Origin of the sequence: Hoeflea sp. AS16 (assembly GCF_038900095.1) — a bacterium.
Lineage (GTDB): Bacteria > Pseudomonadota > Alphaproteobacteria > Rhizobiales > Rhizobiaceae > Hoeflea.
On sequence record NZ_JBBMQQ010000002.1, the window covers coordinates 649,150 to 675,117 of the forward strand.

21 protein-coding genes are annotated in these 25,968 nt (G+C 60.5%); 9 read left to right on the forward strand and 12 right to left on the reverse strand.

The window, feature by feature from the left end; translation table 11 throughout:
* Positions 1–71: 71 nt before the first annotated feature.
* From WNY80_RS08430 to WNY80_RS08445, 4 genes are all read left to right on the forward strand, one after another.
* The gene (locus tag WNY80_RS08430) at positions 72–296 is read left to right on the forward strand and encodes an aa3-type cytochrome c oxidase subunit IV (protein ID WP_342886896.1); all 225 of its coding nucleotides are present in this window, start codon (positions 72–74) and stop codon (positions 294–296) included.
* Positions 297–378: 82 nt separating this feature from the next.
* The gene (locus WNY80_RS08435) at positions 379–1,530 is read left to right on the forward strand and encodes a Re/Si-specific NAD(P)(+) transhydrogenase subunit alpha (RefSeq protein ID WP_342886897.1); all 1,152 of its coding nucleotides are present in this window, start codon (positions 379–381) and stop codon (positions 1,528–1,530) included.
* On the forward strand, positions 1,530–1,949 hold the full coding sequence (locus WNY80_RS08440; RefSeq protein WP_342886898.1) for an NAD(P) transhydrogenase subunit alpha: 420 nt from the start codon (positions 1,530–1,532) through the stop codon (positions 1,947–1,949). Before WNY80_RS08435 ends, WNY80_RS08440 begins: the two co-directional genes overlap by 1 nt.
* 10 nt (positions 1,950–1,959) lie before the next feature.
* A complete protein-coding gene (locus WNY80_RS08445; protein ID WP_342886899.1) occupies positions 1,960–3,357 on the forward strand; it encodes an NAD(P)(+) transhydrogenase (Re/Si-specific) subunit beta in 1,398 nt (465 codons plus the stop codon).
* 72 nt (positions 3,358–3,429) lie between these two features.
* On the opposite strand, the gene WNY80_RS08450 is transcribed toward WNY80_RS08445, so the two are convergent.
* From WNY80_RS08450 to rpsU, 3 genes are all read right to left on the reverse strand, one after another.
* Entirely contained in the window at positions 3,430–3,933 is a 504-nt protein-coding gene (locus WNY80_RS08450; RefSeq protein ID WP_342886900.1) for a DUF992 domain-containing protein, read from the reverse strand.
* A 221-nt stretch (positions 3,934–4,154) separates the two neighbouring features.
* Positions 4,155–5,012: a tetratricopeptide repeat protein gene (locus WNY80_RS08455; protein WP_342886901.1), complete on the reverse strand. Its 858-nt coding sequence runs from the start codon at positions 5,010–5,012 to the stop codon at positions 4,155–4,157.
* Between the two features lie 119 nt (positions 5,013–5,131).
* Complete coding sequence (rpsU, locus tag WNY80_RS08460) at positions 5,132–5,431, reverse strand: 30S ribosomal protein S21 (protein WP_342886952.1); 300 nt, start codon at positions 5,429–5,431, stop codon at positions 5,132–5,134.
* 272 nt (positions 5,432–5,703) lie between these two features.
* On the opposite strand from rpsU, the gene WNY80_RS08465 reads away from it, so the two are divergent.
* Genes WNY80_RS08465 through WNY80_RS08485 form a run of 5 tightly spaced genes read left to right on the forward strand, consistent with a single transcriptional unit; the run spans position 5,704 to position 11,202 of the window.
* The gene (locus WNY80_RS08465; RefSeq protein ID WP_342886902.1) at positions 5,704–6,957 is read left to right on the forward strand and encodes a sarcosine oxidase subunit beta; all 1,254 of its coding nucleotides are present in this window, start codon (positions 5,704–5,706) and stop codon (positions 6,955–6,957) included.
* Between the two features lie 10 nt (positions 6,958–6,967).
* Positions 6,968–7,324, forward strand: coding sequence for a cupin domain-containing protein (locus WNY80_RS08470; protein WP_342886903.1), 357 nt, complete (start codon positions 6,968–6,970; stop codon positions 7,322–7,324).
* A gap of 14 nt (positions 7,325–7,338) precedes the next feature.
* A complete protein-coding gene (locus WNY80_RS08475; RefSeq protein WP_342886904.1) occupies positions 7,339–7,662 on the forward strand; it encodes a sarcosine oxidase subunit delta in 324 nt (107 codons plus the stop codon).
* Positions 7,659–10,655: a sarcosine oxidase subunit alpha gene (locus WNY80_RS08480; protein WP_342886905.1), complete on the forward strand. Its 2,997-nt coding sequence runs from the start codon at positions 7,659–7,661 to the stop codon at positions 10,653–10,655. The genes WNY80_RS08475 and WNY80_RS08480 overlap by 4 nt, the downstream gene beginning before the upstream one ends.
* Complete coding sequence (locus WNY80_RS08485) at positions 10,648–11,202, forward strand: sarcosine oxidase subunit gamma (RefSeq protein ID WP_342886906.1); 555 nt, start codon at positions 10,648–10,650, stop codon at positions 11,200–11,202. The genes WNY80_RS08480 and WNY80_RS08485 overlap by 8 nt, the downstream gene beginning before the upstream one ends.
* Positions 11,203–11,223: 21 nt before the next feature.
* Here WNY80_RS08485 and WNY80_RS08490 read toward each other — a convergent pair whose 3' ends face one another.
* The 9 genes from WNY80_RS08490 to WNY80_RS08530 all read right to left on the reverse strand — a co-directional run bounded on the left by WNY80_RS08490 (position 11,224) and on the right by WNY80_RS08530 (position 25,965).
* The gene (locus tag WNY80_RS08490; RefSeq protein ID WP_342886907.1) at positions 11,224–11,706 is read right to left on the reverse strand and encodes a MaoC family dehydratase; all 483 of its coding nucleotides are present in this window, start codon (positions 11,704–11,706) and stop codon (positions 11,224–11,226) included.
* Between the two features lie 112 nt (positions 11,707–11,818).
* The gene (gene glgX, locus WNY80_RS08495; protein ID WP_342886908.1) at positions 11,819–13,798 is read right to left on the reverse strand and encodes a glycogen debranching protein GlgX; all 1,980 of its coding nucleotides are present in this window, start codon (positions 13,796–13,798) and stop codon (positions 11,819–11,821) included.
* The gene (locus tag WNY80_RS08500; RefSeq protein ID WP_342886909.1) at positions 13,798–15,426 is read right to left on the reverse strand and encodes an alpha-D-glucose phosphate-specific phosphoglucomutase; all 1,629 of its coding nucleotides are present in this window, start codon (positions 15,424–15,426) and stop codon (positions 13,798–13,800) included. Before WNY80_RS08500 ends, glgX begins: the two co-directional genes overlap by 1 nt.
* Positions 15,423–16,871 carry a glycogen synthase GlgA gene (gene glgA, locus WNY80_RS08505; RefSeq protein WP_342886910.1) on the reverse strand — a complete coding sequence of 483 codons (1,449 nt, stop codon included), beginning with the start codon at positions 16,869–16,871 and terminating at the stop codon, positions 15,423–15,425. Before glgA ends, WNY80_RS08500 begins: the two co-directional genes overlap by 4 nt.
* Positions 16,868–18,139 carry a glucose-1-phosphate adenylyltransferase gene (gene glgC / locus WNY80_RS08510; protein ID WP_342886911.1) on the reverse strand — a complete coding sequence of 424 codons (1,272 nt, stop codon included), beginning with the start codon at positions 18,137–18,139 and terminating at the stop codon, positions 16,868–16,870. The genes glgA and glgC overlap by 4 nt, the downstream gene beginning before the upstream one ends.
* A gap of 30 nt (positions 18,140–18,169) precedes the next feature.
* Positions 18,170–20,377, reverse strand: a complete 2,208-nt coding sequence (gene glgB / locus WNY80_RS08515; RefSeq protein ID WP_342886912.1) for a 1,4-alpha-glucan branching protein GlgB — start codon at positions 20,375–20,377, stop codon at positions 18,170–18,172.
* Positions 20,374–22,857, reverse strand: a complete 2,484-nt coding sequence (locus WNY80_RS08520) for a glycogen/starch/alpha-glucan phosphorylase (protein ID WP_342886913.1) — start codon at positions 22,855–22,857, stop codon at positions 20,374–20,376. Before WNY80_RS08520 ends, glgB begins: the two co-directional genes overlap by 4 nt.
* Positions 22,858–23,089: 232 nt before the next feature.
* Positions 23,090–24,787: a sulfatase-like hydrolase/transferase gene (locus WNY80_RS08525; RefSeq protein ID WP_342886914.1), complete on the reverse strand. Its 1,698-nt coding sequence runs from the start codon at positions 24,785–24,787 to the stop codon at positions 23,090–23,092.
* A 143-nt stretch (positions 24,788–24,930) separates the two neighbouring features.
* Complete coding sequence (locus tag WNY80_RS08530; RefSeq protein WP_342886915.1) at positions 24,931–25,965, reverse strand: transglutaminase-like cysteine peptidase; 1,035 nt, start codon at positions 25,963–25,965, stop codon at positions 24,931–24,933.
* Positions 25,966–25,968 lie beyond the last annotated feature (3 nt).

Below are 25,968 nucleotides of genomic sequence, written 5' to 3' on the forward strand. Positions count from 1 at the left end.
CTGATGTCCATTGCACAATGGCCATGGTTTGTGTAATCCGTCCATGAATTGCCAAATTGGGGAGCTACAGTATGGCTGAACAGATGAACGGTCCTGTCGAAACCGGTGCTGACATGGATTATTCCGAGCACGAAAAAACCTACTCGATGTTTCTCGCCGGGGCGAAATACGGAACGATCGTGATCGTCTCCCTGATGATTGCCATGGCCGTGTACTTCTTTACCGGCGCAGGTGCGATTGCCAGCCTTCTGGCATTCATCGTTCTCAGCATCGGCGGCAGCATCCTCGCCCGTTGAACCGTTCGCAGCGTGTTGGTCCCGGATCAATTCCTGATCCGTATCGACCCGTCTCATCCTGTTTACCAGAGGAGGGGCTCTCGTGGGCGCCGTCGTTTTTGTAGCCAAAGAATCCGATTCGCTTGAATCGCGCGTAGCCGCATCGCCGGAGACCGTGAAGAAGATGACTGCGCTCGGTCTGAGTGTCATCGTCCAGAAAGGTGCCGGCGAGAAATCCCGGATCGCCGATGCGGATTTCGTTGCAGCGGGGGCGAAAGCCGGAACCGCCGCAGATGCGAAGAAGGCTGATGTCGTTCTGCGTGTGAGGCGGCCATCGGAAGCGGAAATCAAATCCCTCAAATCAGGCGCCGTGGTGCTTGCGCAGATGGATCCGTACGGCAATGAAAAGGCGCTTGCAGCGCTCGCCAAGGCCGGGGTTACAAGCTTTGCCATGGAACTGATGCCGCGGATCACGCGTGCCCAGTCAATGGACGTGTTGTCTTCGCAGGCGAACCTTGCCGGTTACCAGGCCGTGATCGAGGCAGCACACAGTTTCGACCGTGCAATGCCTATGATGATGACTGCTGCGGGCACCGTGCCGGCTGCCAAGGTGTTCGTGATGGGAGCCGGTGTTGCCGGCTTGCAGGCGATTGCGACGGCCCGTCGCCTCGGCGCTGCGGTTTCGGCCACGGACGTGCGTCCGGCCGCCAAGGAGCAGGTTGCTTCTCTCGGTGCCAAGTTCATCGCGGTGGAAGACGACGAATTCAAGGCTGCCGAGACTTCCGGTGGCTATGCCAAGGAAATGTCGAAGGAATACCAGGCCAAGCAGGCAGCGCTGGTGGCCGATCACATCTCCAAGCAGGATATCGTGATTACAACCGCGCTCATTCCCGGGCGCCCGGCACCGAAACTGATTTCCCGCGACATGCTCAAGAGCATGCGCCTGGGCTCGGTGGCGGTTGATCTGGCGGTGGAGCGCGGCGGCAATATCGAAGGCTCAAAGCCTGGCGAAACGGTGACCGTCGATGGCGTCACCGTGATCGGTATTCTCAACATGCCGGGTCAGATTGCGGCGAGTGCCTCACTGCTTTACGCCAAAAACCTTCTGACCTTCCTCGACACCATGATCGACAAGGAAACCAAGACGGTTTCCGTCAACTTCGAGGATGAGCTGGTCAAGGCGACCGCGCTCACCCATGGTGGTGCAGTCGTTCATCCCGCCTTTGGCGGCGAAACAAGCAAGGGAGCAGCGTGATGGAAGGGTCAGTCCTTGATACCGCTCTTGAAAATCTCGAGCAGGCAGTAAGCGCTGTCCGTGCAGCTGCGGAAAACGCCGGCCCGGCGGGTGACGGTGTTGCCGCCGCGGTTCATGCCGCCAGTGGCGGGGCAATCGACCCGTTTGTCTTCCGGCTCGCGATCTTCGTGCTGGCAATCTTTGTCGGCTATTATGTGGTCTGGTCGGTGACGCCGGCATTGCACACACCGCTGATGGCTGTGACCAACGCAATTTCCTCGGTTATCGTGGTGGGCGCACTGCTCGCGGTCGGTGCATCGCTGTCGGGCTGGGCAACCGGGTTCGGATTCGTTGCGCTGGTGCTTGCATCGGTCAATATCTTTGGCGGGTTCCTCGTCACCCAGCGGATGCTGGCCATGTACAAGAAAAAAGAGAAGTGAGGGCCGGCTGATGTCAGAGAATTTTGCCGCATTCGCCTACCTCGTTTCGGGCGTCATGTTCATCATGGCACTTCGGGGTCTGTCTCACCCGACCACGAGCCGGCAAGGTAATACCTACGGTATGGTCGGCATGGCTATTGCTATTGTCACCACGCTTCTGCTGGCCAAGCCTTCGGCCAGCGGATTTGCGATGATTGTTGCCGGTCTTGCCATTGGCGGTGGCGCGGGCGCCTACATTGCCCGCAAGATCGCCATGACCTCGATGCCGCAGCTGGTTGCCGGCTTCCACAGCCTTGTCGGCCTTGCAGCCGTTCTTGTGGCCGCCGCCGCGCTTTACGCGCCGCATGCCTTTGGCATCGGCGAAGTCGGCGAGATCCATGCGCAGGCGCTGATCGAGATGTCGCTGGGCGTCGCCATTGGTGCCATTACCTTCACTGGTTCGATCATCGCGTTTCTCAAGCTTGACGGCCGGATGTCGGGCAAGCCGATCATGCTGCCGATGCGCCATGTCATCAACGCCGCCTTGCTGATCGGCATCGTCGTGCTGATCGGTGTGCTCGTGGCTTCGGAAAGCTACACGGTTTTCTGGCTGATCGTCGCCCTGTCGCTGGCGCTCGGGGTTTTGCTGATCGTTCCGATCGGCGGCGCCGACATGCCTGTGGTGGTGTCGATGCTCAACTCCTATTCGGGTTGGGCTGCGGCCGGCATCGGCTTCACGCTTGGCAACCTCGCGCTGATCATCACCGGTGCGCTGGTCGGTTCGTCCGGTGCGATCCTGTCCTACATCATGTGCAAGGGCATGAACCGGTCGTTCATCTCGGTCATTCTGGGCGGCTTTGGCGGAGAAACCGCGGCTGCCGGCAGCGATGATATCGATCGCAGCGTCAAGCTGGGTTCTGCGGATGATGCGGCCTTCCTGATGTCCAATGCATCCAAGGTCATCATCGTGCCCGGATACGGCATGGCGGTGGCCCAGGCGCAGCACGCCGTGCGCGAACTCGCCGACAAGCTCAAGGAGCAGGGTGTCGAGGTCAAATACGCCATCCATCCGGTGGCCGGCCGTATGCCTGGTCACATGAACGTTCTGCTGGCTGAAGCCAATGTGCCCTATGACGAGGTCTTCGAACTCGAAGACATCAACTCGGAATTCGCACAGGCCGATGTGGCTTACGTGATTGGCGCCAATGACGTGACCAACCCGTCGGCGCGCGATGACAAGTCCTCGCCGATTTACGGCATGCCGATCCTGGATGTCGACAAGGCCCGCACCTGCCTGTTCGTGAAGCGCTCGCTCGGATCGGGTTATGCCGGTATCGACAACACGCTTTTCTACAAGGACAGCACGATGATGCTGCTTGGCGACGCCAAGAAGATGACCGACGACATCGTCAAGGCCATGGAGAACTGAGCGGTTCGCCAGAGAATTACGAAAAAAGGCCCGGACAGTATCCGGGCCTTTTCTTTGTCCTGTATGTCCTGATCAGTCGGCGGTCGAACGCAGCTGAAGTTCTGCAATGCCAACAGCGACGTTGACGCCTTCCTGGGCCTGGACGCTGACCGGCTGCAGCGAGAAGGTTTCGTCGGAGCCGCCAACCAGGATGTTGACGCCCGCACCGGCTGCGGCCGTCGCTTCGGCGGAGACGCCGCGATAGTCGCCGGAAAGCGAACCAGCCTGATATTCATAATCCGTGGTGGGGGCGAGCACGACCCATTCGATCAGCGTTGCGCCGGTCACGCCGATGTCGATGCCGAACTTGTTGATGACACCAAAATAGGATTCCTTGGCGGCACTGTCGTTGGCCGGGGTGTATTCGCACGACAGGTCCTTGGACGAGCCGAAGATGAAGCCGCTGCCGCCTTCGACGACGCACTCAAGCAGGCCCAGCTCCACGCTGTCGGCCTTGGAAGGCAGGGTCGCTGCGCCGAAGGCGGCGGTTGCGACAAGTGCTGCCGCGGCAGTTGAAATTTTTGCGTTCCCGATCATGATGAACTCGCTTTCCTGTTTGTTGGTTCGCGATGACAACGTGCTGAAACAGCTATTGTTCCGCACTCGGCGGAGTCCTCGGATTGATGATTGGATGATCTTCGCTGTCAAAGACAACGCACATCGCCGTCGCCCGGAATGGACCGGAGGTGGTCACGAACGGGAGCCGGTTCTAAAGAAGCTGCAAGACAGGAAGCGATGAGGGCTGGGCGGCGGACCGATCAGCGGACGCGGGCCAACCCGTCGATTGCGGGGCGGTACTTCGGATCAAGCTGCGCTGCCCGTGCATAGGACTTGGCGGCACGTTTCTTGTCGCCACGGCGTTCATAGATCAGCGCCTGGTTGGCCCAGGATTCCGCAACCCGCTGATCGAGCTCGATCGCGCGGTTGAAATCGGCGAAGGCGTTGTCGTCATCATTGAGCGCGACATAGGAGATGCCCCGGCCATTGTAGGGCTCGGGGGAATTCGGAGCCAACGAGATGGCGGTCGAGAAATCCTCGATCGCCTGCGGATGCTGATTGCGAAGTTGCTTGATCAGGCCGCGATTGTGATAGGCGCGCGGATCGGTAGTCTGAAGACTTATGGCGCGGTTGAAATCGTTCATCGCCTCATTCGTCCTGCCGGCCTGACGATAAAGATTGCCGCGGCCGATATAAGCCACGTCGTAGCGGGGATTGATCTTCAGTGCGCGGTTGTAGTCATTTGCCGCTTCGAGCAGGTTGCCCATCGAGCGGTGGATCAGGGCCCGGTTGGCATAGGCCTGATAGAAGGACGGGTTGAGCTGAACGGCGCGGTTGAAGTCATCCAGGGCATCACGGTACTTGCCGGACCTGCCATAGGCGGAACCGCGCACGTTGTAGCCTTCAGGGTCGCTGGGATTTCGCCGGATCACATCGGTGAGCGAGGCAATGTTTTCCTGCGTGCCCTGGGTCCGGTCGATGGAAATCGTATCAACAGGTGTCGTGGTGTTGCAGCCAGCCAGCGAAATGCTCAATGCCGATACCGCAGCCAGCAACAAAAAACGCGCACCGCTGGAGTGCCGTTCGTTTGTCAGAATTGCCGCATTCACCCGCATCATTTAAGCCCCACCTGCTTTTCCGGAAAACAACCCGGACCACCACACTGAAAAAGGCGGAGACGAATATTCGTCTCCGCCTCTCATTCATGCAACCCTAAAAGGGCGAAAAAACGGCTGGATCAGCGAGCAGGTGCCGCCGGGCGGCCGCCACCGATAAGGCCTTCGCGCTGAGCCCGCTTGCGGGCCAGCTTGCGGACGCGACGAACGGCTTCGGCCTTTTCGCGAGCACGCTTCTGCGACGGCTTCTCGTAAAAATCACGCATCTTCATTTCACGGAAAATGCCTTCACGCTGCATTTTCTTCTTGAGAGCGCGGAGCGCCTGATCGACATTGTTATCGCGGACAAGTACCTGCACGTTGATCCCGTTCCTTCGAGTTTTTCGGTTGGCTGAAGCAGCCCTGGCAAACGAAAATTCCATTCGTTCGGCCGAGGGCGTTACGATTGAGGTGGCAAATAACAGTTTCGAAGACCCGAGTCCAGTCCCCGGCAACTTGACAATGCAGGTACTGCCGTATTTTTCGTTGTCTTGCAAACCACACTGATTTTCCCGGCAGACCTGCATGTCCATGTGCGACAAAGCGCACTGCGACATTGATGGCCGTCCGGAGGTCGCAAAAGAGCCGATGCGGAGCAGATGAATTTGCTCTTGCTGGGATGAAGCATATCTAACCCGTTTGGAGCCAGACAGCTATGCGCAAATACTCCGCTTTTGCCGTTGCCCGCGAGGCGATGCGTGGCCACAAGGGCTGGCCTGCGCAATGGACATCGCCAGAACCGCGAAAAAGCTATGATGTGATCATCGTGGGCGCCGGCGGCCATGGTCTGGGAACCGCCTATTATCTGGCCAAGGAACACGGCATCACCAATATTGCGGTGATCGAGAAGGGCTGGCTCGGCGGCGGCAATACCGGCCGCAACACCACCATCATCCGTTCCAACTATCTCTACGACGAAAGCGCCGGTCTTTATGACCATGCGCTCAAGCTCTGGGACGGGCTGTCGCAGGACCTCAATTACAATGTGATGTATTCGGCGCGCGGCGTGATGATGCTGGCGCACAATGTGCACGACACACAGGTGTTCAAGCGACATATCCACGCCAACCGTCTCAACGGCATCGACAATGAATGGCTGACGCCGGAGCAGGCCAAGGAATTCTGCCCACCGCTCAATATCAACCAGTCGGCGCGGTATCCCGTGGTCGGCGCGGCATTGCAACGCCGTGGCGGCACGGCGCGCCATGATGCAGTGGCATGGGGCTATGCACGGGCTGCGGCCGACATGGGCGTTCACATCATCCAGAATTGCGAAGTCACCGGTGTCCGCCGGGCGGCGGACGGATCGGTCTCCGGCGTCGATACTAGCCGCGGTTTCATCGGCGCCAAGAAAGTCGGTGTCGTCGCGGCCGGGCACACCTCCGTGATCATGGAAATGGCAGGGGTGCGGATGCCGCTCGAGAGCTACCCGCTGCAGGCGCTGGTGTCCGAGCCGGTCAAGCCGATCTTCCCTTGCGTGGTCATGTCCAACACGGTGCATGCCTACATCTCGCAGTCGGACAAGGGCGAATTGGTGATCGGGGCAGGCACCGACCAGTACACCTCCTATTCCCAGACCGGCGGTCTGCACATCCTCAGCCATACGCTGGATGCGATCTGCGAAATGTTCCCGATCTTTACCCGGATGAAGATGCTGCGCTCCTGGGGCGGCATCGTTGACGTGACGCCGGACCGGTCGCCGATCCTGTCGAAAACGCCGGTGAAGGGGCTCTATGTCAATTGCGGCTGGGGCACTGGCGGCTTCAAGGCCACTCCCGGATCGGCCAATGTGTTCGCGCACACGATCGCGCACGACGAACCGCACAAGATCAACGCGCCGTTCAATCTGGAGCGGTTCCAGACCGGACGCCTGATCGACGAAGCGGCCGCTGCCGCCGTGGCCCATTGAGGCGAAGGGCATGAGCGAACAAGCAATCAATCTGGCGCAGAAACTCGAGGGCTTCAGCGATCTCTGGTCGCCGAAGATCGTTGCGGGGTTCAACGGCCATGACGTGATGGTGGTCAAGGTCAATGGCGAGTTCAACTGGCACTCGCATCCCGATACGGATGACTTCTTTCTTGTGCTGTCGGGCCGGCTGACCATCCAGATGCGGGATGGCGACGTCGTGCTTGGCCCGGGCGAGATGTATGTGGTGCCCAAGGGTGTCGAGCATTGCCCGCGCGCCGACGAGGAAACCCATCTTGTCATCATCGAGCCTGCCGGTACGCCCAATACCGGCGATCCTGAAACTGCCGTGATCAAAACCAAGATCTGACCAAGGACCAAGCGATGCTTCTGATCCATTGTCCCTACTGCCAGGAAGAGCGGCCCGAGCTTGAGTTCCGCAATGCGGGCGAAGCGCATATCGAACGGCCGAAGGATATCGCTGCGATAAGCGACGAGGAGTTCGAGAAATTCTTCTTCATTCGGACCAATCCGAAAGGCGTCACCTATGAGCGCTGGAGGCATATCCACGGCTGCGCACGCTTCTTCAACGCGGTGCGCGACACGGTGAGCGACCGGTTCGTCATCACCTACAAGGCGGGCGAGCCCCGGGTCCAGGTCGAGCGTGGCGAGGACGGTATGCTGAAGATCAAGGGAGCGGCACAATGAGCGGCGCCAACCGTATCAAGGGCAAGGGCCGGCTGACGCCCGCCAAGACCCTGCGCTTCAATTTCGACGGCAAGGTGCTGACGGCCATCGAGGGCGATACGCTGGCGTCGGCGCTGATTGCCAATGGCATTCATCTGACCGGGCGCTCGTTCAAGTATCACCGGCCGCGCGGCATGCTTTCGGCCGGGTCGGAAGAGCCCAATGCGCTGATGGATGTCGGCCGCGACGCGGCACGTAGGACACCCAACATCCGGGCGACCGTGCAGGAGGTCTTCGACGGGCTTCAGGCCAAGTCGCAGAACCGCTGGCCTTCTCTGGCCTTCGATGTGGGCGGGCTCAACAACCTGGCCTCGCCGTTCTTCGCCGCGGGTTTCTACTACAAGACCTTCATGTGGCCGAAGGCGGCCTGGAAGAAAATCTATGAACCGGTCATCCGGGCCGCCGCTGGTCTGGGTGTCGCGCCGAGCGAGCGGGATCCCGATCACTACGCCAACCACTATGTCCATTGCGATGTGCTGGTGATCGGCGGCGGTGCTGCGGGTCTTTCTGCCGCGCTTGCTGCTGCGCATGCCGGCGCCGAGGTGATCCTGTGCGACGAGCAGGCTGAAACCGGCGGGGCGTTTCATCACGACACCGATGCGACCGTCGGTGGGGTCCCGGGCTGGGACTGGGCGCAGGCCGCGACGGCGGAATTGCGGGCCATGGACAATGTCCGGGTGCTGACGCGCACGACGGCGTTCGGCTATCAGGCGCAAAACCATGTCGGGCTGGTCGAGCGGGTCACCGAACATCTCGCCAATCCCGATCCATCGCTGCCACGCGAGCGGCTCTGGCAGGTCAGGGCGAAGCAGGTGGTGATTGCCACCGGCGCGATCGAGCGGCACATGGTGTTTGCCAACAATGACCGACCCGGCATCATGCTGGCATCGGCGGCGCGGACCTATCTCAATCATTACGGCGTCGCGGTCGGCGCCAAGGTCGGGGTTTACACGGCCTGCGATTCCGCCTGGGCGGCGGCTTTCGACCTCAAGCAGGCAGGTGTCTCGATCCCCGCCATTGTCGATGTCCGTACCGATCCCGACCCGGCTCTGGTGGCGCGGGCGAGGGAGCTCGGTATCGAAGTGCTGGCCGGGCAGGCAGTGCTCGACACTTCCGGCAAACTCCGCATCAAGTCGATGAAGGTCGGCAAGGGATCGGGCGGCGCGACGCGCGACATTCCGGTTGACGCGCTGATCATGTCATCGGGCTGGACGCCATCGGTGCACATGTACTCGCAATCGCGCGGCAAGGTGGTCTGGGACGAGGAAAGCCAGCGCTTCCTGCCCGGACGCCATGTGCAGGATTGTGCCAGCGTCGGCGCCTGCAATGGCGTTGATGATCTTGGCGAAGCAATCGAGGGGGCCGCAAGGGCCGGCCACGAGGCTGCGAAAGCTGCAGGCCTGAAGATGCGTTCTGGCTGGACTGCGCCAGAGGCAGAAGCTGGCGCATCATGGGCCGGCAGCATGATGGGGTCGGCGGCGGGCGCCGGTGCGGACACGACCGTCAAGGCCTTTGTCGACTTCCAGAACGATGTCACCGCCAAGGACATCCGGTTGGCGGTGCGCGAAGGCATGCACTCGATCGAGCATGTCAAACGCTTCACCACCACCGGCATGGCCACCGACCAGGGCAAGACGTCCAATATCCACGGCCTGGCCATCGCCGCCGAGATGCTTGGCAAGCCGCTGCCGCAGGTCGGGCTGACCACCTTCCGCTCGCCTTACACGCCGGTGACTTTCGGGGCGATCGTCAACCATTCGCGTGGTGATCTGTTCGATCCGACACGGCGGACGCCGATGCATGGCTGGGAAGAGGCCCATGGCGCAGTGTTCGAGGATGTCGGGCAATGGAAACGGGCCTGGTACTATCCTCGTGCGGGTGAAGACATGCACGAGGCGGTCAATCGCGAGTGCCGCACGGTGCGCGAGGCTGCGGGCATGTTTGACGCGACGACGCTTGGCAAGATCGAGGTCGTGGGGCCGGATGCGGCGCAATTCCTCAATCTGATGTACACCAATGGCTGGGACAAGTTGCAGCCGGGCCGTTGCAAGTACGGCATCATGCTGCGCGAAGACGGTTTCATCTATGACGATGGCGTGGTCGGGCGCCTGGCCGAGGACCGCTTTCATGTGACCACGACCACCGGCGGGGCGCCGCGGGTGATGCACCACATGGAAGATTACCTGCAGACAGAGTTTCCGGATCTGAAAGTCTGGCTGACATCGACCACCGAACAATGGGCGGTGATCGCGGTGCAGGGACCCAAGGCGCGCGAGATCATTGCACCATTGGTGGAGGGCATCGACCTTTCCAACGAGGCAATGCCGCATATGAGCGTCCGCGAGGGCAAGATCTGCGGTGTGCCGACCCGGCTGTTCCGGATGTCGTTCACAGGCGAGGCCGGTTACGAGGTCAATGTGCCGGCCGATTACGGCGAGGCTGTCTGGAAGGCGCTGTGGGCGCGTGCCGAGCCGCTTGGTGCCTGTGCCTACGGCACCGAGACCATGCACGTGCTTCGCGCCGAGAAGGGCTACATCATCGTTGGCCAGGACACCGACGGCACGGTAACGCCCGATGATGCCGGCCTGAACTGGGCGGTGGCGAAGAAGAAACCGGATTTCGTCGGCATTCGCGGTATGAAACGGCCTGATCTGGTGGGCGGCGGGCGCAAGCAGCTCGTTGGCCTGACAACCAAGGATCCGAACATCGTTCTGGAAGAGGGCGCGCAGATCGTTGCCGATCCCAACCAGACGGTGCCGATGACGATGATCGGGCACGTGACATCCTCCTACTGGTCGGAGAATTGCGGCCGGTCGATCGCCATGGGTGTGGTTGCCGACGGGCGGGCACTCAAGGGCAAGACGCTGTACGTGCCAATGCCTGACAGGACGATCGAAGTGGAAGTCACGGATACTGTTTTCATCGACAAGGAAGGAGTACGGCTGAATGGCTGATATTGCTCACGCCACCCGTATCGAACCGCTTGCCGGACGCACAGGCGGAGCCGCCGGCGTTGCGTTGACGCCCGCGGCTCCTGCCAACCGGGTATCGCTGCGCGTCGATCCGGCGAACGCCAAGGCGTTGTCGAAAGCACTCGGGCTTGAATTGCCGATGGTGCCGAAGACGTCCGTCCGCAACGAGAAGGGAAGGCTGGCGGCCTGGCTTGGGCCGGACGAATGGTTGATCATTGACGAGACCGGTAATCCCCTGGCCGATTTGTCCAAGGTCAAGCTATTGCATTCGGCGGTGGATATCTCCCACCGCAACACCGCGATCCTGGTCACGGGCAAGGGGGCCCGGGCCACGGTGCAAAGCGGCTGTCCGCAGAACCTGGGCGACAAGGTGTTTCCGGTCGGTTCCGCCACCCGCACCGTCATGGGGAAGATCGAGGTGGTGATCCTGCGCACCGGAGAGGATGAGTTCCGGGTCGAGTGCTGGCGGTCGTTCTCCGACTATGCCTTCGGCATGCTGTCGGAAGCCGCGAAGGATTGCCTGGCTTGACGCTGCGGGCCCTGTCAGGGCCTAGGCTTCCATCCAGTCCTTCGGGTCGAACTGGATGATGGTCAGCCATGTGGCCGTCATCGCCGGTTTCTTGCCGCCTTCAATTTCAATGGTGACCTCGTATGTGGTCATCATTCGGCCAGGGCCGCGAAGCCTTGCGTCCTTGAGGGAAAACCGGCCGCGGATGCGCGCATTCACCGGTACCGGCGCCATGAAGCGGATCTTGTTGAAGCCGTAGTTGATGCCGAAATGGTCTTCCTTCACGCGTGGCACGGCATCGGTATGCATGGCCGACAGCATGGAGAGCGACAGGAAGCCGTGGGCGATGGTTCCTCCGAAGGGGGTTTCTGCGGCGCGTACGGGATCAACGTGAATGAACTGGTGGTCGTCGGTCGCATCGGCGAACATGTCGATGCGTGATTGCGGCACATCCATCCATTTGGACACACCGAGTTCGGTTCCGACGAGATCGTTGATCGCCGTAATTGAAATCACTCGCTGCACGTAAATCTCCCAGGCTCAAACGTGTATCGGTCTTGTATCCAATAGATTGATACGCCATTCAATGCATCAGCTTTATGAAATCATTCTGGACTGGAAGCCGGACACATGGTTGTCAGCCTGGCATCTCTCGCCAGCAAACCACCGAGCGTGGAGGGATCGCCTTTTCGACCGAGGCGTATGGACTCGCGGGACACCACAGGCCCTGTGAACCGGGAAGGACACAGCGTATTTCCGCGTGACCGGAGTTGAATACCATCGTCAAACGTTGCCCTATTGGTCCGAGTACCATCATGAAACCTTGCCGGGCCTGGTCTTCCCAGTCTGCCGGTTGCATCGGGTGACCATCGGTGGTCAGCCATGAAACCTGGTCAAGGATATTCGAGCCGTCGCTGTCATTCATGAAATGCAGGCGCTTCAGCAGTGGTGATTCCGCCCTCAGCCCGGCCCAGGCGCGGGTGAATTCCAGCCGGGCCTGATTGAGTTCATCCCAGTTGCGCCAGGTGATCTCATTGTCCTGTGCGTAGGCATTGTTGTTGCCGCCCTGGCTGTGGCCGAATTCGTCGCCGGCGGTCAGCAGGATCGTGCCACGGCTGGCAAACAGGGTGGCGATCAGGGCCCTGGCGTCTGCTTCGCGCGATGCCAGGATGGCTGGCTCGTCACTGTCGCCTTCCACCCCGTTGTTCCAGGAACAGTTGGCATCATGGCCATCGCGGTTGTCCTCACCGTTTGCCTCATTGTGCTTATGGGCAAAGGCCACCAGGTCGGCAAGCGGAAATCCGTCATGCGCGGCAATGAAGTTGATGCTGCGGGTTCGGTCGGCGTGGCGCCTGGCAAAGATATCGGATGAGCCGGCAAGCCGTGTTGCCAAGGCGCCGGTCATGGCCCTGTCACCGCGCCAGTAGCGGCGGATGTCGTCGCGCGCGTGGTCGTTCCACTCGAGCCATGGCGGGCCGAAATTGCCCAGCTGGTAGCCGCCGGGGCCGATGTCCCAGGGTTCGGCAATCAGCACGCGGTCATGCAGAACGGGATCATCGACGATGCGTTGCAGCAGTCTGGCCTGGGGTGAAAAGCCGTTCGCGTCGCGGCCGAGGATCGGGGCGAGATCGAAGCGGAAACCGTCAATTCCGGCTTGGGTCACGAAGTGGCGCATTGTTGTCAGCACCAGTTCCTGCACCTCCGGCCGGTTACAGGCCAGCGTGTTGCCGCAGCCGGTATCGTTGACAAGCGTACCCGGAGTATCCTGGTCGTGGCGGTAGTAGGTCGCGTTGCCAAGTCCGCGCAGCGACAGTGTCGGGCCATGATTGTCGCTTTCCCCGGTGTGGTTGAAAACGACATCAAGAATGACGCCGATGCCGGCTGAATGCAGCGCATCGACCGCGTGGCGGAGATCGGCGATGCCGCCCGGCGCGAGGCGTGGGTCAAGCGCCATCATGGTGACCGGATTGTAGCCCCAGGCATTGGTCAGCCCCAGTGGCGGCAAATGCCGCTCGTCGATCCAGGCCGCAATGGGCATCAACTCGACAGCGCTGACATGAAGCTTGCGCAGGTGATCGATGATGGAAGGATGCGCCAGTGCCCGCACGGTCCCGCGGTCCGCTTCCGGTACATCGGGATGCAGCTTCGTGAAGGCGCGAACCGGCACTTCATAGATCAGCCCGCCGGGTTCAAACCGCGGACGGCCCGGATTGAGCGGTGGCAACGGTGTTTCCAGAATGGCCCTGGGGACAATACCCTGGGTATCTTCGCCGAATTCCCCGAGGCGGGGATCGTAGGAGAAGGGCCTGTCTAGCCGGATTGCGAAGGGATCAACGAGCAGTTTCGAGCGATCGAAGCGGTGGCCCTGATCAGGTCGCCAGGGCCCATCGGCGCGAAACCCGTAGCGCGCGCCAGCCTGAAGGCCCTCGACGAAGGCGGTGAATGATCCTTCGCCATCATGAGCCAGATCGTGAAGGGCGATCTCGCGATCAGACTGGTCGAACAGGCAAAGCACGACTGACGATGCGGAGGGCGCCCGCACGGTGAAATGCGCACCTTTAGCCGTCAGTTCAGCGCCGGGCTTCCCCGGCAGTCCGGCTTCGTCGGGTTTGCGCATCAGGTGATGACGGTGGGAGCATCGCGCCCGGTTCGCTTGGATATCTCGGCCAATGCCTCGGCCGCCTTGATCAGCGGAGCGAGTGCAGCCTGGGTTTCCTGATCGTGACGGGCCGGATCAGGTTCATAACGCTCCATGTAAATCCGCAATGTTGCACCGGAAGTGCCGGTGCCCGACAGCCTGTAGACCAGGCGAGCGCCGCCCTCGAAGAAGATCCGAAGACCCTGGTTGCGGCTGACCGAGCCGTCGACAGGGTCGTGATAGGTGAAGCTGTCGGCTTTTTCGATCGTCAGTGACCCCGTTTGAAGGCCGGGCAGGCGATCAAGTTTTTCCTCAAGCGCCGCCATCAGTCTATTGGCCTTGTCGGTCTCGATTGCCTCGTAGTCATGGCGCGAATAGTAGGTCCGGCCGTATTCGGCCCAGTGATCCTTGACGATTTCAAGCATGCTCTGGCGCCGTACCGCGAGTATGTTGAGCCACAGCAGCACCGCCCAGAGGCCATCCTTCTCGCGGACGTGGTCGGAGCCGGTACCGGCGCTTTCCTCGCCACAGATGGTGCAGCGTCCGGCATCGAGAAGATTGCCGAAGAACTTCCAGCCGGTTGGCGTTTCATGCATTTCGACGCCGAGTTTCGCCGCAACCCGGTCGGCGGCACCACTGGTCGGCATCGAGCGGGCAATGCCCTTGAGGCCGGCCTTGTAGCCGGGCGCGAGATGGGCGTTGGCTGCCAGCAGGGCAAGTGAATCCGACGGGGTTACGAATATGCCTTTGCCGATAATGAGATTCCGGTCGCCATCGCCATCGGAGGCTGCACCGAAATCGGGAGCATCGGGCCCCATCATCAGATCGTAAAGCGCCTTGGCATGGACCAGGTTCGGATCGGGATGATGACCGCCAAAATCCTCAAGCGGCGTGGCATTGAAAACCAGTGCCGGATCGACACCGAGACGCCGCACCAGGATCTCGCGCGCGTAGGGACCGGTGACGGCATGCATCGCGTCGAAAGCCACCTTGAAGCCACCCGCAACGAGCGCACGGATTGCGTCGAAATCGAACAATGTTTCCATCAGTTCGGCATAATCGGCCACGGGATCAAGCACCTCGATTGTCATTCCGCCGGCTTCGAAAACCCCGATCTTGTCCAGATCCACATCGTCAAAATCAGCAATCAGATAACGGTCAATGTTTTTTGTCCGTTGATAGATTGCCTCGGTGATCTTCTCCGGGGCAGGGCCGCCATTGGAGATATTGTACTTGATGCCGAAATCCTCGGTGGGACCACCGGGATTGTGGCTCGCCGACAATATCAGCCCGCCAAACGCCTTTGTCTTGCGGATCAGGTGCGAGGCCGCCGGGGTCGACAGGATCCCGCCCTGACCAACCAGAACGCGGCCGAAGCCGTTGGCTGCCGCCATGCGGATGGCTGTCTGGATGACCTCGCGATTGTAGAACCGTCCGTCCCCGCCGATGACCAGCGACTTGCCTTCAAAGCCGTCGAGGCTGTCAAAAATCGACTGGATGAAGGCTTCGGAGTATCCGGCCTGCTGGAAGACCGGAACCTTCTTGCGGAGCCCGGAGGTGCCGGGCTTCTGGTCTTGAAACGGGGTGACGGGGATTGTCCGGATCATTTCTTGCTCTTTGCAGTAAGTAGCTCGGTGTAAAGACTGGCGTAGCGCAGGGCGCTGCGATCCCAGGAGACATCCGCTTTCATGCCCTGGTTCTGCAGCTGGGCCCATGCCTTGGGTTGGGAAAAGGTGCGGATGGCGCGGCGAAGGGCCTCGCGCAGGGCATCGGGTGTGACCGGGAAGAACTGGAACCCGGTTGCCACTTCGGCTGCAGTTGCTGCTTCGTTGGCGTCAACGATGGTGTCTGCCAGACCGCCGGTGCGGGCAACCACAGGCACGTTGCCATAGCGCAAGCCGTAAAGCTGGGTCAGGCCGCAGGGCTCAAACCGTGACGGGACAAGGATCATGTCGCCGCCCGCCTGCATGAGATGCGACAGCGGTTCATTGTAGCCGATGACCAGGCCTATATCGCCCGGATGCCGTTCGGCGGCCGAGAGAAGGGCGGTTTCGAGCGCCTTGTCACCCGAGCCAAGCACCGCAAGCCTGCCGCCCATGGCGACGATGTCGTCGGCAAGTTCGGTCAGCACATCGATGCCCTTTTGCCAGGTCAGCCGGCTGACAACGGTGAAGACCGGCTTGTCGGTATCGCCAAACCCGAAATGTTCGGCCAGGGCCTTCCGGTTGTGCTGACGCTTCTTCGGTTTGGCGAGACTGTAATTTGCGGCGATCATCCGGTCTGACGCGGGGTCCCAGACGTCGGTATCAATGCCGTTGACGATGCCATGCAGGCTGTCGGCGCGGGCGTTGATCAAGCCGTCCAGCCCCATGCCAAATGCAGGTGTCCGTATTTCCTGCGCATAGGTCGGGCTGACGGTGGTGATGGCGGTGGCCATCTGCAGCCCGCCCTTGAGAAAGCTGACATCGCCGTAATACTCGATGCCATCAACCGAGAACACCGATTGCGGCAATCCGAGTTCGGGGAAAATGTCGGGCCCGAACTGGCCTTGAAAGGCAATGTTGTGGATGGTCATGACCGTCGGAGTGGACGCGGCCTTGCCCTGCATCATGTAGACAGGGGTCAGGCCGGCTTGCCAGTCGTGGGCATGGACAATGTCGGGCGTCCAGTCGTCAAGCGCGCCTTCGGCTATGTTGGCTGCAGCGCGGCTGAGGGCTGCGAACCGCCGCCAGTTGTCACGATGATCGGCATTCGCGGCATCGGTATAGGGACCGCCCGCGCGGTCGAACAGTTCCGGGGCATCCAGAACGAGATAGTCGACCCCGTCGATCGTGCTGGCAAGGATGGTGGCACGGACACCAAGAAGATCGTCAAACCTGATCACCGGCACCGGATTGCGAAGCTTTGCCATGACCTGCTGGTATCCGGGCAGCAGGACCTGCATGTCGACGCCATGTGTCGACAGGGCCGCTGGCAGGGCGCCGGCGACATCGGCCAGCCCGCCGGTCTTGATCAGGGGATATACCTCGGAGGCGACAGAGAGAACCTTCATTCGTAAATCAGCCCCGCGCGGTCGAGCATGTCCTGGGTGATCAGGCAAATGCCCGATTCGGTGCGATGGAAGCGGCTGGCGTCGAGTTCGGGATCCTCACCGACGACAAGGCCGGCCGGAATCTTGACACCCCGGTCGATCACCACCCGCGACAGGTTTGCGTGGCGGCCGATCACACATTCGGGCAGCACGACCGCCTCGTTCAGGTTCGAGTAGGACCGGCACAAGACACCAGAAAACAGAAGCGAACGATTTATTTCCGAACCGGAAATGATACAATCGCCTGATACCAGAGAAGAGAGCGCCATGCCGCGACGGCCCTCTTCATTGTGCACGAACTTTGCCGGCGGACGGATCTCGGCATAGGTCCAGATTGGCCAGGAGCGGTCATAAAGATCGAGTTCGGGCAGGATGTCGGTGAGATCGATATTGGCCTGCCAATAGGCATCAATGGTGCCCACATCGCGCCAATAGGCTTCCTTCTCCGGCGTTTCACGGACGCAGGATTCGGCGAACCGGTGTGCCACGGCTTTTCCATTTTCGACGATGTAGGGGATGATGTCCTTGCCGAAATCGCGGCTTGAACCGGGGGTCTCCGCATCACGGCGCAGCTCATCCATCAGGAAATCGGTGTTGAAGACATAGATCCCCATCGACGCCAAAGCCATGTCCGGCTTGTCCGGCATGGCTGGCGGGTCGGCGGGCTTTTCGACAAAGGCGATGATCTCGTCGCTGTCGTTGACATGCATGACCCCGAAACCTGACGCTTCCATGCGCGGCACTTCAAGGCAGCCAACGGTGACATCGGCGCCTGAATTGACGTGCTGCTGCAGCATCAATTCATAGTCCATCTTGTAGATGTGATCACCGGCCAGAATGACCATGAACTTGGGTTCATAGGCTTCGATGATGTCGATGTTCTGGAACACCGCATCAGCAGTGCCGTCATACCATTGGGTTTCCGACACGCGCTGACTGGCGGGCAGGATATCGAAACTTTCATTGCGCTCGGGACGCAGGAAGTTCCAGCCGCGCTGCAAATGCCGGATCAGGGAATGAGCCTTGTACTGGGTGGCAACACCGATCCGCCGGATACCGGAGTTCAGGGCGTTCGAAAGAGCGAAATCGATAATCCGCGACTTGCCGCCGAAAAAGACCGCTGGCTTGGCGCGGCGATCGGTGAGTTCCATCAGTCGGCTGCCACGGCCGCCTGCCAGGACATAGGCCATGGCGTCACGCGCCAGTGGCTGAACCCGTTTCTGCTCCATTCTAACCTCCCGATTTAGCCTTTGCCCGCATCATGCGGGCGTGAACATCATTGTCGCCAGGGGCGGCAGCGTCAGCTCCGCGATTGTGTGGCCGTCTTCCACCCGTGTCATCACCTCACCGAGATTGCCCTTGCCAGAGCCACCATAAATGGTGGAATCCGAATTGAAAATTTCAAGCCAGACACCGCCTTGCGGCATCGGAACCTGGTAGCCGGTCAGCACATTGGGCGTGAAATTGGAGACAATGACGACCGGTTTTTGGTCAGGCGCACGCCGCACCCAGGCGAAGACCGAGTTCGCGTTGTCATCGGCGATGAGCCATTCGAAACCTTCCGGCTCGCAATCGCGCGCATGCAGGGCCGGTGTCCGGGCGTAGAGCCGGTTGAGATCGCGGACCAGATCCTGCATGCCGTGATGGCGCGGATCATCGAGGTGATCCCAGTCCAGCGCTCGGGCCTCGCTCCATTCACCGCGCTGGGCGAATTCCTGGCCCATGAACAACAGTTTCTTGCCCGGATAGCCCCACATGAAACCGTAATAGGCTCTCAGAGATGCAAATTTCTGCCACTCGTCACCGGTCATCTTGGTGAGCATCGAGCCTTTGCCATGCACCACTTCGTCATGGGAAATCGGCAGCACGAAATTCTCCGAAAATGCGTAGTGCAGGCCGAAGGTCATGTCGTTGTGGTGGTGCTTGCGGTAGATCGGGTCGCGTTGCATGTAGGACAGGGTGTCATGCATGAAGCCCATGTTCCACTTGAAGCCGAAGCCGAGCCCGCCCTCGTGAACCGGCGCGGAGACCTTGGGCCAGGAGGTTGATTCTTCGGCGATGGTGATGACGCCGGGATGGGTGCCGTAGACCGCCTTGTTCATGCTCTTGAGAAACTCGACCGCGTCGATGTTTTCCCTGCCGCCATCCTTGTTGGGGATCCATTCACCTTCCTTGCGCGAATAGTCGAGGTAGAGCATCGAGGCGACCGCATCCACCCTGAGTCCGTCGATGTGGTAGGTCTCGGCCCAGAACAGCGCGTTGTTGACAAGGAATGACGCCACTTCCCGGCGGCCGAAATTGTAGATCGCGGTGTTCCAGTCGGGGTGAAACCCCTGGCGCGGATCAGCATGTTCATACAGTGCAGTTCCGTCGAAATGCGCAAGCCCGTGTTCGTCAGTGGGGAAATGCGCGGGAACCCAGTCGAGCAGAACACCGAGGCCGACCTGGTGGGCACCATCGACGAAGCGGGCAAAGCCCTCCGGCTCGCCAAATCGTGCGGTCGGTGCATAAAGCCCGGTGGTCTGGTAGCCCCAGGAGGGGTCATAGGGGTGTTCGGAAATTGGAAGAAACTCGATGTGGGTGAAACCCATTTCGACGCAATAGGGGATCAGTTCATCCGCCATTTCGTCCCAGGACATGAACGTCCCGTCAGCGCGCTTGCGCCAGGAACCGGGATGGACTTCATAAATCGATATCGGCTGGCGGCGGGCGTCGACCTTACTCCAGTGGGCGCGATGGGCGCTGTCGCCCCAGTCATGATCGAGGTCTGCGGCAACAATGGAAGCTGTCGCGGGGCGCAGCTCGGCGCGGCGGGCATAGGGGTCGGCCTTGAGCGGCAGCCTTTCGCCGTTCGGACCGAGTATTTCATATTTGTAGGCCGAGCCGGGTTTGACGCCGGGGGCGAAGATTTCCCAGATGCCGACATCGGCACGAAGGCGCATGACATGACGCCGTCCATCCCAGTCGTTGAAATCGCCAACCACAGAGACCCGGCGCGCGTTCGGCGCCCAGACGGCAAAGTGCACGCCGTCCATGCCTTCATGGCGGATGGGATGCGCTCCCATCTTGTCGAAAAGCCGCAAGTGCGAGCCTTCGGCGATGAAATAATCGTCCATCGGGCCAAGCACGGGGCCATAGGAATAGGGATCATCGACGTCCCAGGCACCGATGGAATTGGTTGCCGCGTATCGCAATGGCTGGCGTTTGGCGATGGTGAGAGGGCCCTCGAACAGGCCGGCCACCGCGCCGGGCTCAAGCCGGCCGGCGGGCAGGCCATCGAGTGTCAGTGCCATCACCTCGTCGGCACCGGGAATGAATGCGCGGGCGAAAAGTCCCTGCGGGATTTCCTGGATGCCGAGAACAGAAAAAGGGTTTCCATGCGTTCCGGAAGCAATCGCTTCAGCTTCTTCTGCCGAAAGGCGGGTCACCTTTTTTCCGGCATCTGGCACGGTTCCCTTTTGTGTCATGGGCCGGCTTTCCAAATTTCCTTTGCGTACTGGCGGATGGTCCGGTCCGAGGAGAACCAGCCCACACGCGCAGTATTCAGGATAGTACGGCTATACCAGGCCTCTTCGTCAACCCACAAACTGTCAACCTGGCGCTGAGCCTTGGCGTAGGCGTCAAAATCGGCAGCCACCATGAACCAGTCATGATCGTAGAGTCCGGCAATCAGATCGCTGTACCGGTTGCGGTCGTCCGGGCTGAAGACACCCGATGAGATGGCGGTCAGAGCCTGTGCCAGTTCCGGCGAGGCTTCAATGATGCCGCGTGGATTGTGGCCGGTGGTGCGGCGGTCGGCCACTTCGGAAGCGGTGAGGCCGAAAATGACGATGTTGTCGTCGCCGACGCATTGCTTGATTTCGACATTGGCACCGTCGAGCGTGCCGATGGTCAGCGCACCGTTCAATGCAAATTTCATGTTGCCGGTGCCCGATGCCTCCATGCCGGCAGTTGAAATCTGCTCGGAGAGGTCGGCGGCAGGTACCATGATTTCGGCCAGCGACACGTTGTAGTTGGGAATGAACGCGATTTTCAGCAGGCCGCGCACGGCCGGATCATTGTTGATCACCCGGGCCACGTCATTGGCAAGCTTGATGATCAGCTTGGCGTTGTGATAGCTCGGCGCCGCCTTTCCGGCGAAGAACTTCACCCTTGGCGTCCAGTCGCGTTCGGGGTGCGAGCGCATCTGGTCGTAGAGTGCAACGGTCTCGATGATGTTGAGCAGTTGCCGCTTGTATTCGTGGATCCGCTTGATCTGGATATCGAACATCGCCGACGGATCGACCCTGATGCCCATGCGGCGTTCCACCAGATTGGACAGTCGCACCTTGTTGGCGCGCTTGACCGCTGCGAACCGGGCGCGGAATTCGGAATCACCGGCGAAAGCGTCGAGCGTGGTGAGCTTTTCCGCGTCATCCATGAACTCATCGCCGATGGCTTCCCGGATCAGTGAAAACAGGCCGGGATTGCATTGCATCAGCCAGCGGCGCGGAGTGATGCCATTGGTCTTGTTGTTGATGCGGTCGGGATAGAGGTCATGCAGATCGGAAAACACGGTCTGCTTCATCAAATCGGTGTGCAGTGCCGAGACGCCGTTGATGGAATGGGAGCCGATGAAGGCCAGGTTGCCCATGCGCACGCGCCGCTCTCCGCCTTCGTCGATGACGGAAACGGACCTGATCTGGTCCTCGTCATAGCCGCGTTCCTTGCGGGCCTGGCGCAGAACCTTGGCGTTGATGGCGTAGACCAGTTGCATGTGGCGCGGCAGCAGTCTCTCAAACAGCGGCACCGGCCAGCTTTCCAGTGCTTCGGGCAGAAGCGTGTGGTTGGTATAGCTGAAGGTTTTGCGGGTGATGTCCCAGGCGGGATCAAACTCCATGTGGTGGACATCGATCAGGAGACGCATCAGTTCGGCCACCGACACCGCAGGGTGCGTGTCGTTGAGCTGGATGGCCACCTTGTCGGGCAGCGTCTTCAGATCACCGAATTGCTGAATGTGGCGGCGCAGGATGTCCTGCAGTGAGGCCGAGGAAAAGAAGTACTCCTGCCGCAAACGCAGTTCCTGGCCTGCAGGGGTTTCGTCCGCCGGGTAAAGCACCTGTGTCAGGGCCTCGGCCTTGTTGCTCTCGCGCAACGCGCCGATGTGGTCGCCGGCGTTGAAGGCGTCGAGCAGGATCGGATCGATCGGCTGGGCCGTCCACAATCTCAGCGTATTGACCCGGTTGGCGCGCCATCCGACGACTGGCGTGTCGTAGGCGACCGCAATCATGCGTTCCTGCGGCTTCCAGGTGCAGCGCTGGGTTTCGTCAGAGCCGTTGCCTGTGGTGTCGACAGATCCGCCGAAGCCGATCTCGTAGGCGCTTTCGTGGCGCGGGAATTCCCAAGGGTTGCCATGGCTGAGCCAGGTTTCGGGCAGTTCGACCTGCCAGCCGTCGCTCATTTCCTGCTTGAACAGGCCGTGGACATAGCGGATGCCGTAGCCGTAGGCCGGGATATCAACGGTGGCCATCGATTCCATGAAACAGGCAGCCAGCCGGCCAAGGCCGCCATTGCCGAGCGCCGCATCAGGCTCCAGTGCCGCAACGGCATCAAAATCGACGCCGAGCGATTGCAAGGCTTCCTGGACTTCTTCCAGCAGACCGAGATTGGATACGGCATCACGGGTCAATCGCCCGATCAGGAATTCCAGCGAAAGATAATAGACCCGCTTTGCGCCCTCGTCGTAGGTCTTGCGGGTGGAGGCCATCCAGTGATCGATAACGCGGTCGCGGATCACCAGGATGGTCGCGGCCATCCAGTCATGCGGCTTGGCGACTTTCGCGTCCTTGCCGATCGAATAGGTCAGCCGTTCGATGATATTGGCTGCAAGGGTGGAGGGATCGCTGCTGCGGGGCGCTGGTGAAGGCAGGTCGGCGATGGCGGACTTGGTTATCATCGGGTGTCCCATTCAGCTCGGGCGTCGAGTTCCGCACGGTTCTTCCCACTGGTGGGCATCATGCGGGCTGCTTGTGCAGCAAGCAATGAATGATTTTTTTGCTAATATCCAGCATTTAAATCCATTAGATTGGCTGATTTGCAGGATATTGCCGCTATTTGACCGAAAATCTTGCCTGCTGCGAAAGCAACCCTGCGGCAAAGCAGGCCAGACTGCGACGGCGTCCCCGGGCCCGGTCTTGTCTCTATTGAACCGTCAAGTATCCAGAGGCAATGCGCTTTTGGAGATGCCGGTCAACGGCGGCGCGGTCGGCGCAGAAATGCAGGCGGCCTTCGCAACTGTCACGGAGTGCTGCGAGCTCGGCGAACATGGGTGATTTTGCCACACCCGCCGCCTCGAGCAGCGATACGCCGAGGTATCCGATGTCGAGGCTGGCAAAATCGAAGGGTGTCATGTCGACATCCATACCCATGCCATGAACGGTAAAATAGGTCCGGTAGGCCGATGAGGTGAGTTCGTCGACCGCAAAGTCGGGATAGAGGTGATTGACCAGCTCGCGCGTTGCGAAAGACTGGTGGTCGCCAAATTCCAGCACGATCGATGGATGCTCCGTACTGTCGGCTTGTGCCTGAGCGAGATACCAGTCGAAATCCTGCTGGGACTGGGCGACCCGGCGTACATACTCGTCCAATTCAAAGATGCCGCTGTCGGTTAAGCTGTCCGGTTCGTCTTCGGCCCGGTGGTCCGAGTAGGGCGAATGGGCGAACATGGTTTGCACTTCGAGAAACAGCGGGCGGCCATCGGTTTTGCGGTGCTCTTCGATGAAGGACCGCGCGGCTTCGAAATAGAACCGGTCGGGATGGGCATATTCGCTGGCGCCGATGCGGTTGTAGTCGAGCACCTCGTCAAAGCCGATCGATTCCAGAAACGGCCCCTCGTTGACGAAGCCATGATCCATCGGCATCAGCACCGCGGTCCTGTAGCCGCAGCGGGCCAGTTCGGTGGCCAGCGACTGTTGGACCTTGCCTTCCATGGCGGTGGTCAGGTAAGGCGCGCGCCATCCGAAATCGAGGCTGGAAAGCCCGGTCATCAGCGAGAAATTCGAGATCCAGGTGCCGCCGCCGAAGGTCTCGACGCGGAGCTCGCGGCGTTTCCCATCGGCGGATTTGAAGCGGTCGGCGAACTTCTGGTCGAGGCCATATTGATTGAGCCGGCCGAGATCGGTCTGGCTTTCGCTGAGAACCACGAAGATATCGGGCTTCGGCCCGGTCATGTCGCAGGGGCCGGCTTCCGCGAAGGGTTCGACATCGGGCAGGCCGGCAAAGCGGTCGGCGATGCCTCGTCCGATTGCCGCGTCCCGGAGGTCGAGGAAGGAGACAAAGAATGCGGAGGCGTTGAAGCCGCCAAGATAGTGAAAGTAGCGCGGCTCGTCGGCCTTGAGCGGGTAACTGAGCGGGATCAGCGCAAAGGCGACGGCCACCAGTCCGGTTCGCTTGAGGGTGGTCATTTTGTGCTTGCCGTCCCGGATGAAGACGATGGACAGCACGATGAGGCAGCAGATCATCAGGCCCGCGACCGGCACGATATAGGACGCAAAGCCGTTGATGAGAAAGGCAAAGGCCTTCGGATCCGTCCCGGTGAAGACGATGTCGTAGATGTGGAGATCAAACCCCTTGGTTCTGTATTTCAGCACCGAAACGATGGCGACCAGCACGGTTGCGGCAAGGGCGGTGTAGATCGAAAAATAGACGCGGCGGCTTGCAAGGAACAGCAGCGTGGCGATGCCCAGGACGCAGAGCATGACGAACGGCATGTGCTCAACTGCCCGTTCCAGCAGAAACAGGAATGCGGTGCACAGCATGATGGCTGCGGCAGCTGTCGCGGGGTGCAGCGCCACTGCCGATAGTCCATGCATCAGCTTTTCGCTGATTTTCCGTGCCATGTAATCTTCTCCGGTATTTGCTTCCGGAGAGAAAGCGCACCCATTGGCTCAACATTCAAATGCAATGATGGGTTAACCTTAACAGGCACAGCGTCATCTGCAGTGCGTGAGCCTTGCGGGGAATTGGCAGTCCGGGGGGCTTTTCAGAAGCCTGCGCCGGGTGCGATTGCGGCGATGTTCTTCAGGGATGCGGTGAGGTTCTGTTTTCCGCCCTTGTAGCCGAAGATGTAATTGGCATCGCCCGACAGCGAGAACAGCGGCGCGTAGCTGCGCTTTTCGGTGTCTGAATCAACCGCGTCGGTCATGTTGTCGAGGATGACGGTGCGGTCATCGAGCGCCACCGAGAGAACGGCGTGGAACAACCGGCGGCTGGTGTCCTTGACGACGACGATTTCCATCGCATTCACCGGCACGCCGAGATGGCTCAGGATCGCCATCTTGAGAATGGCGTAGTCCTCGCAGTCGCCGCTGGCGCGGCCAAGGGTCTCGTTCGGCGTCGACCATTGATCAAGCCGGCCGTGGTTTTCCTGGTCCGTCCGGTAGGTGACCATCTTGTTGACCGAGGCCGAGACATGGCGGAGCTGGGCCGCGATGTCCGATCCTTCAAGCTTCAGGCGGTCAGCGAGGCTGGCGCAGCGATTGATGCAGATGGCCGACGAGCCTGAGGCGGCTGCCTTGCGGATCAGGCCGGAAATGCGGGCGCCGCTGCCGATCTTGCCAAAACGGATGCGATGGGCGCCAAACAGCGGCCGCTCCTGGCGAAGCGTGTCGCGAATGGCCAGGCGGGTGAAGCTGCCGATGGCCTTGCCGGCGGGGGCTGCTGCGGCCGGGATGGCGGCGGTGGTGATGGGGTCGCGGGCCGGAACAGAGGCCAGAACCGGACGCAGGAAAGATGCGGAAGGCGCGCCCGGCCGATCAAGACCGATGCGGGCAAGACCGATGCGGGCAAGGCCTGCCTGTGAGAGGTGCAGCGTTGTGGCGTTGTGTGCCGAAACAAGCCAACGCTCAGACGGCATCATGGTCTTCTCGATGAGGAAAGGTGCGGTGGAGCGGGCCAAGGCCCGGGTCGGTATTTGCGACGATCCGTAGACGTTCGCCTGTGCGGCCGTGATGCAGATGAAAGAAGCCGCGAGTATAGTAATCGCGTGTTTTGTTTTCGGTTTTGCTTTGCTTTTCATCTT

Bases quoted from the DNA above. Each gene is read 5' to 3' on its own strand.
- WNY80_RS08430 (WP_342886896.1), top strand. From the start codon at position 72: ATGGCTGAACAGATGAACGGTCCTGTCGAAACCGGTGCTGACATGGAT.
- WNY80_RS08520 (WP_342886913.1), bottom strand. From the start codon at position 22,857: ATGGGACACCCGATGATAACCAAGTCCGCCATCGCCGACCTGCCTTCA.
- glgB (WP_342886912.1), bottom strand. From the start codon at position 20,377: ATGACACAAAAGGGAACCGTGCCAGATGCCGGAAAAAAGGTGACCCGC.
- WNY80_RS08470 (WP_342886903.1), top strand. From the start codon at position 6,968: ATGAGCGAACAAGCAATCAATCTGGCGCAGAAACTCGAGGGCTTCAGC.
- rpsU (WP_342886952.1), bottom strand. From the start codon at position 5,431: ATGGAATTTTCGTTTGCCAGGGCTGCTTCAGCCAACCGAAAAACTCGA.
- WNY80_RS08485 (WP_342886906.1), top strand. From the start codon at position 10,648: ATGGCTGATATTGCTCACGCCACCCGTATCGAACCGCTTGCCGGACGC.
- WNY80_RS08445 (WP_342886899.1), top strand. From the start codon at position 1,960: ATGTCAGAGAATTTTGCCGCATTCGCCTACCTCGTTTCGGGCGTCATG.
- WNY80_RS08475 (WP_342886904.1), top strand. From the start codon at position 7,339: ATGCTTCTGATCCATTGTCCCTACTGCCAGGAAGAGCGGCCCGAGCTT.
- glgX (WP_342886908.1), bottom strand. From the start codon at position 13,798: ATGCGCAAACCCGACGAAGCCGGACTGCCGGGGAAGCCCGGCGCTGAA.
- WNY80_RS08500 (WP_342886909.1), bottom strand. From the start codon at position 15,426: ATGATCCGGACAATCCCCGTCACCCCGTTTCAAGACCAGAAGCCCGGC.
- WNY80_RS08465 (WP_342886902.1), top strand. From the start codon at position 5,704: ATGCGCAAATACTCCGCTTTTGCCGTTGCCCGCGAGGCGATGCGTGGC.
- WNY80_RS08530 (WP_342886915.1), bottom strand. From the start codon at position 25,965: ATGAAAAGCAAAGCAAAACCGAAAACAAAACACGCGATTACTATACTC.
- WNY80_RS08525 (WP_342886914.1), bottom strand. From the start codon at position 24,787: ATGGCACGGAAAATCAGCGAAAAGCTGATGCATGGACTATCGGCAGTG.
- WNY80_RS08450 (WP_342886900.1), bottom strand. From the start codon at position 3,933: ATGATCGGGAACGCAAAAATTTCAACTGCCGCGGCAGCACTTGTCGCA.
- WNY80_RS08480 (WP_342886905.1), top strand. From the start codon at position 7,659: ATGAGCGGCGCCAACCGTATCAAGGGCAAGGGCCGGCTGACGCCCGCC.
- WNY80_RS08440 (WP_342886898.1), top strand. From the start codon at position 1,530: ATGGAAGGGTCAGTCCTTGATACCGCTCTTGAAAATCTCGAGCAGGCA.
- glgA (WP_342886910.1), bottom strand. From the start codon at position 16,871: ATGAAGGTTCTCTCTGTCGCCTCCGAGGTATATCCCCTGATCAAGACC.
- glgC (WP_342886911.1), bottom strand. From the start codon at position 18,139: ATGGAGCAGAAACGGGTTCAGCCACTGGCGCGTGACGCCATGGCCTAT.
- WNY80_RS08455 (WP_342886901.1), bottom strand. From the start codon at position 5,012: ATGATGCGGGTGAATGCGGCAATTCTGACAAACGAACGGCACTCCAGC.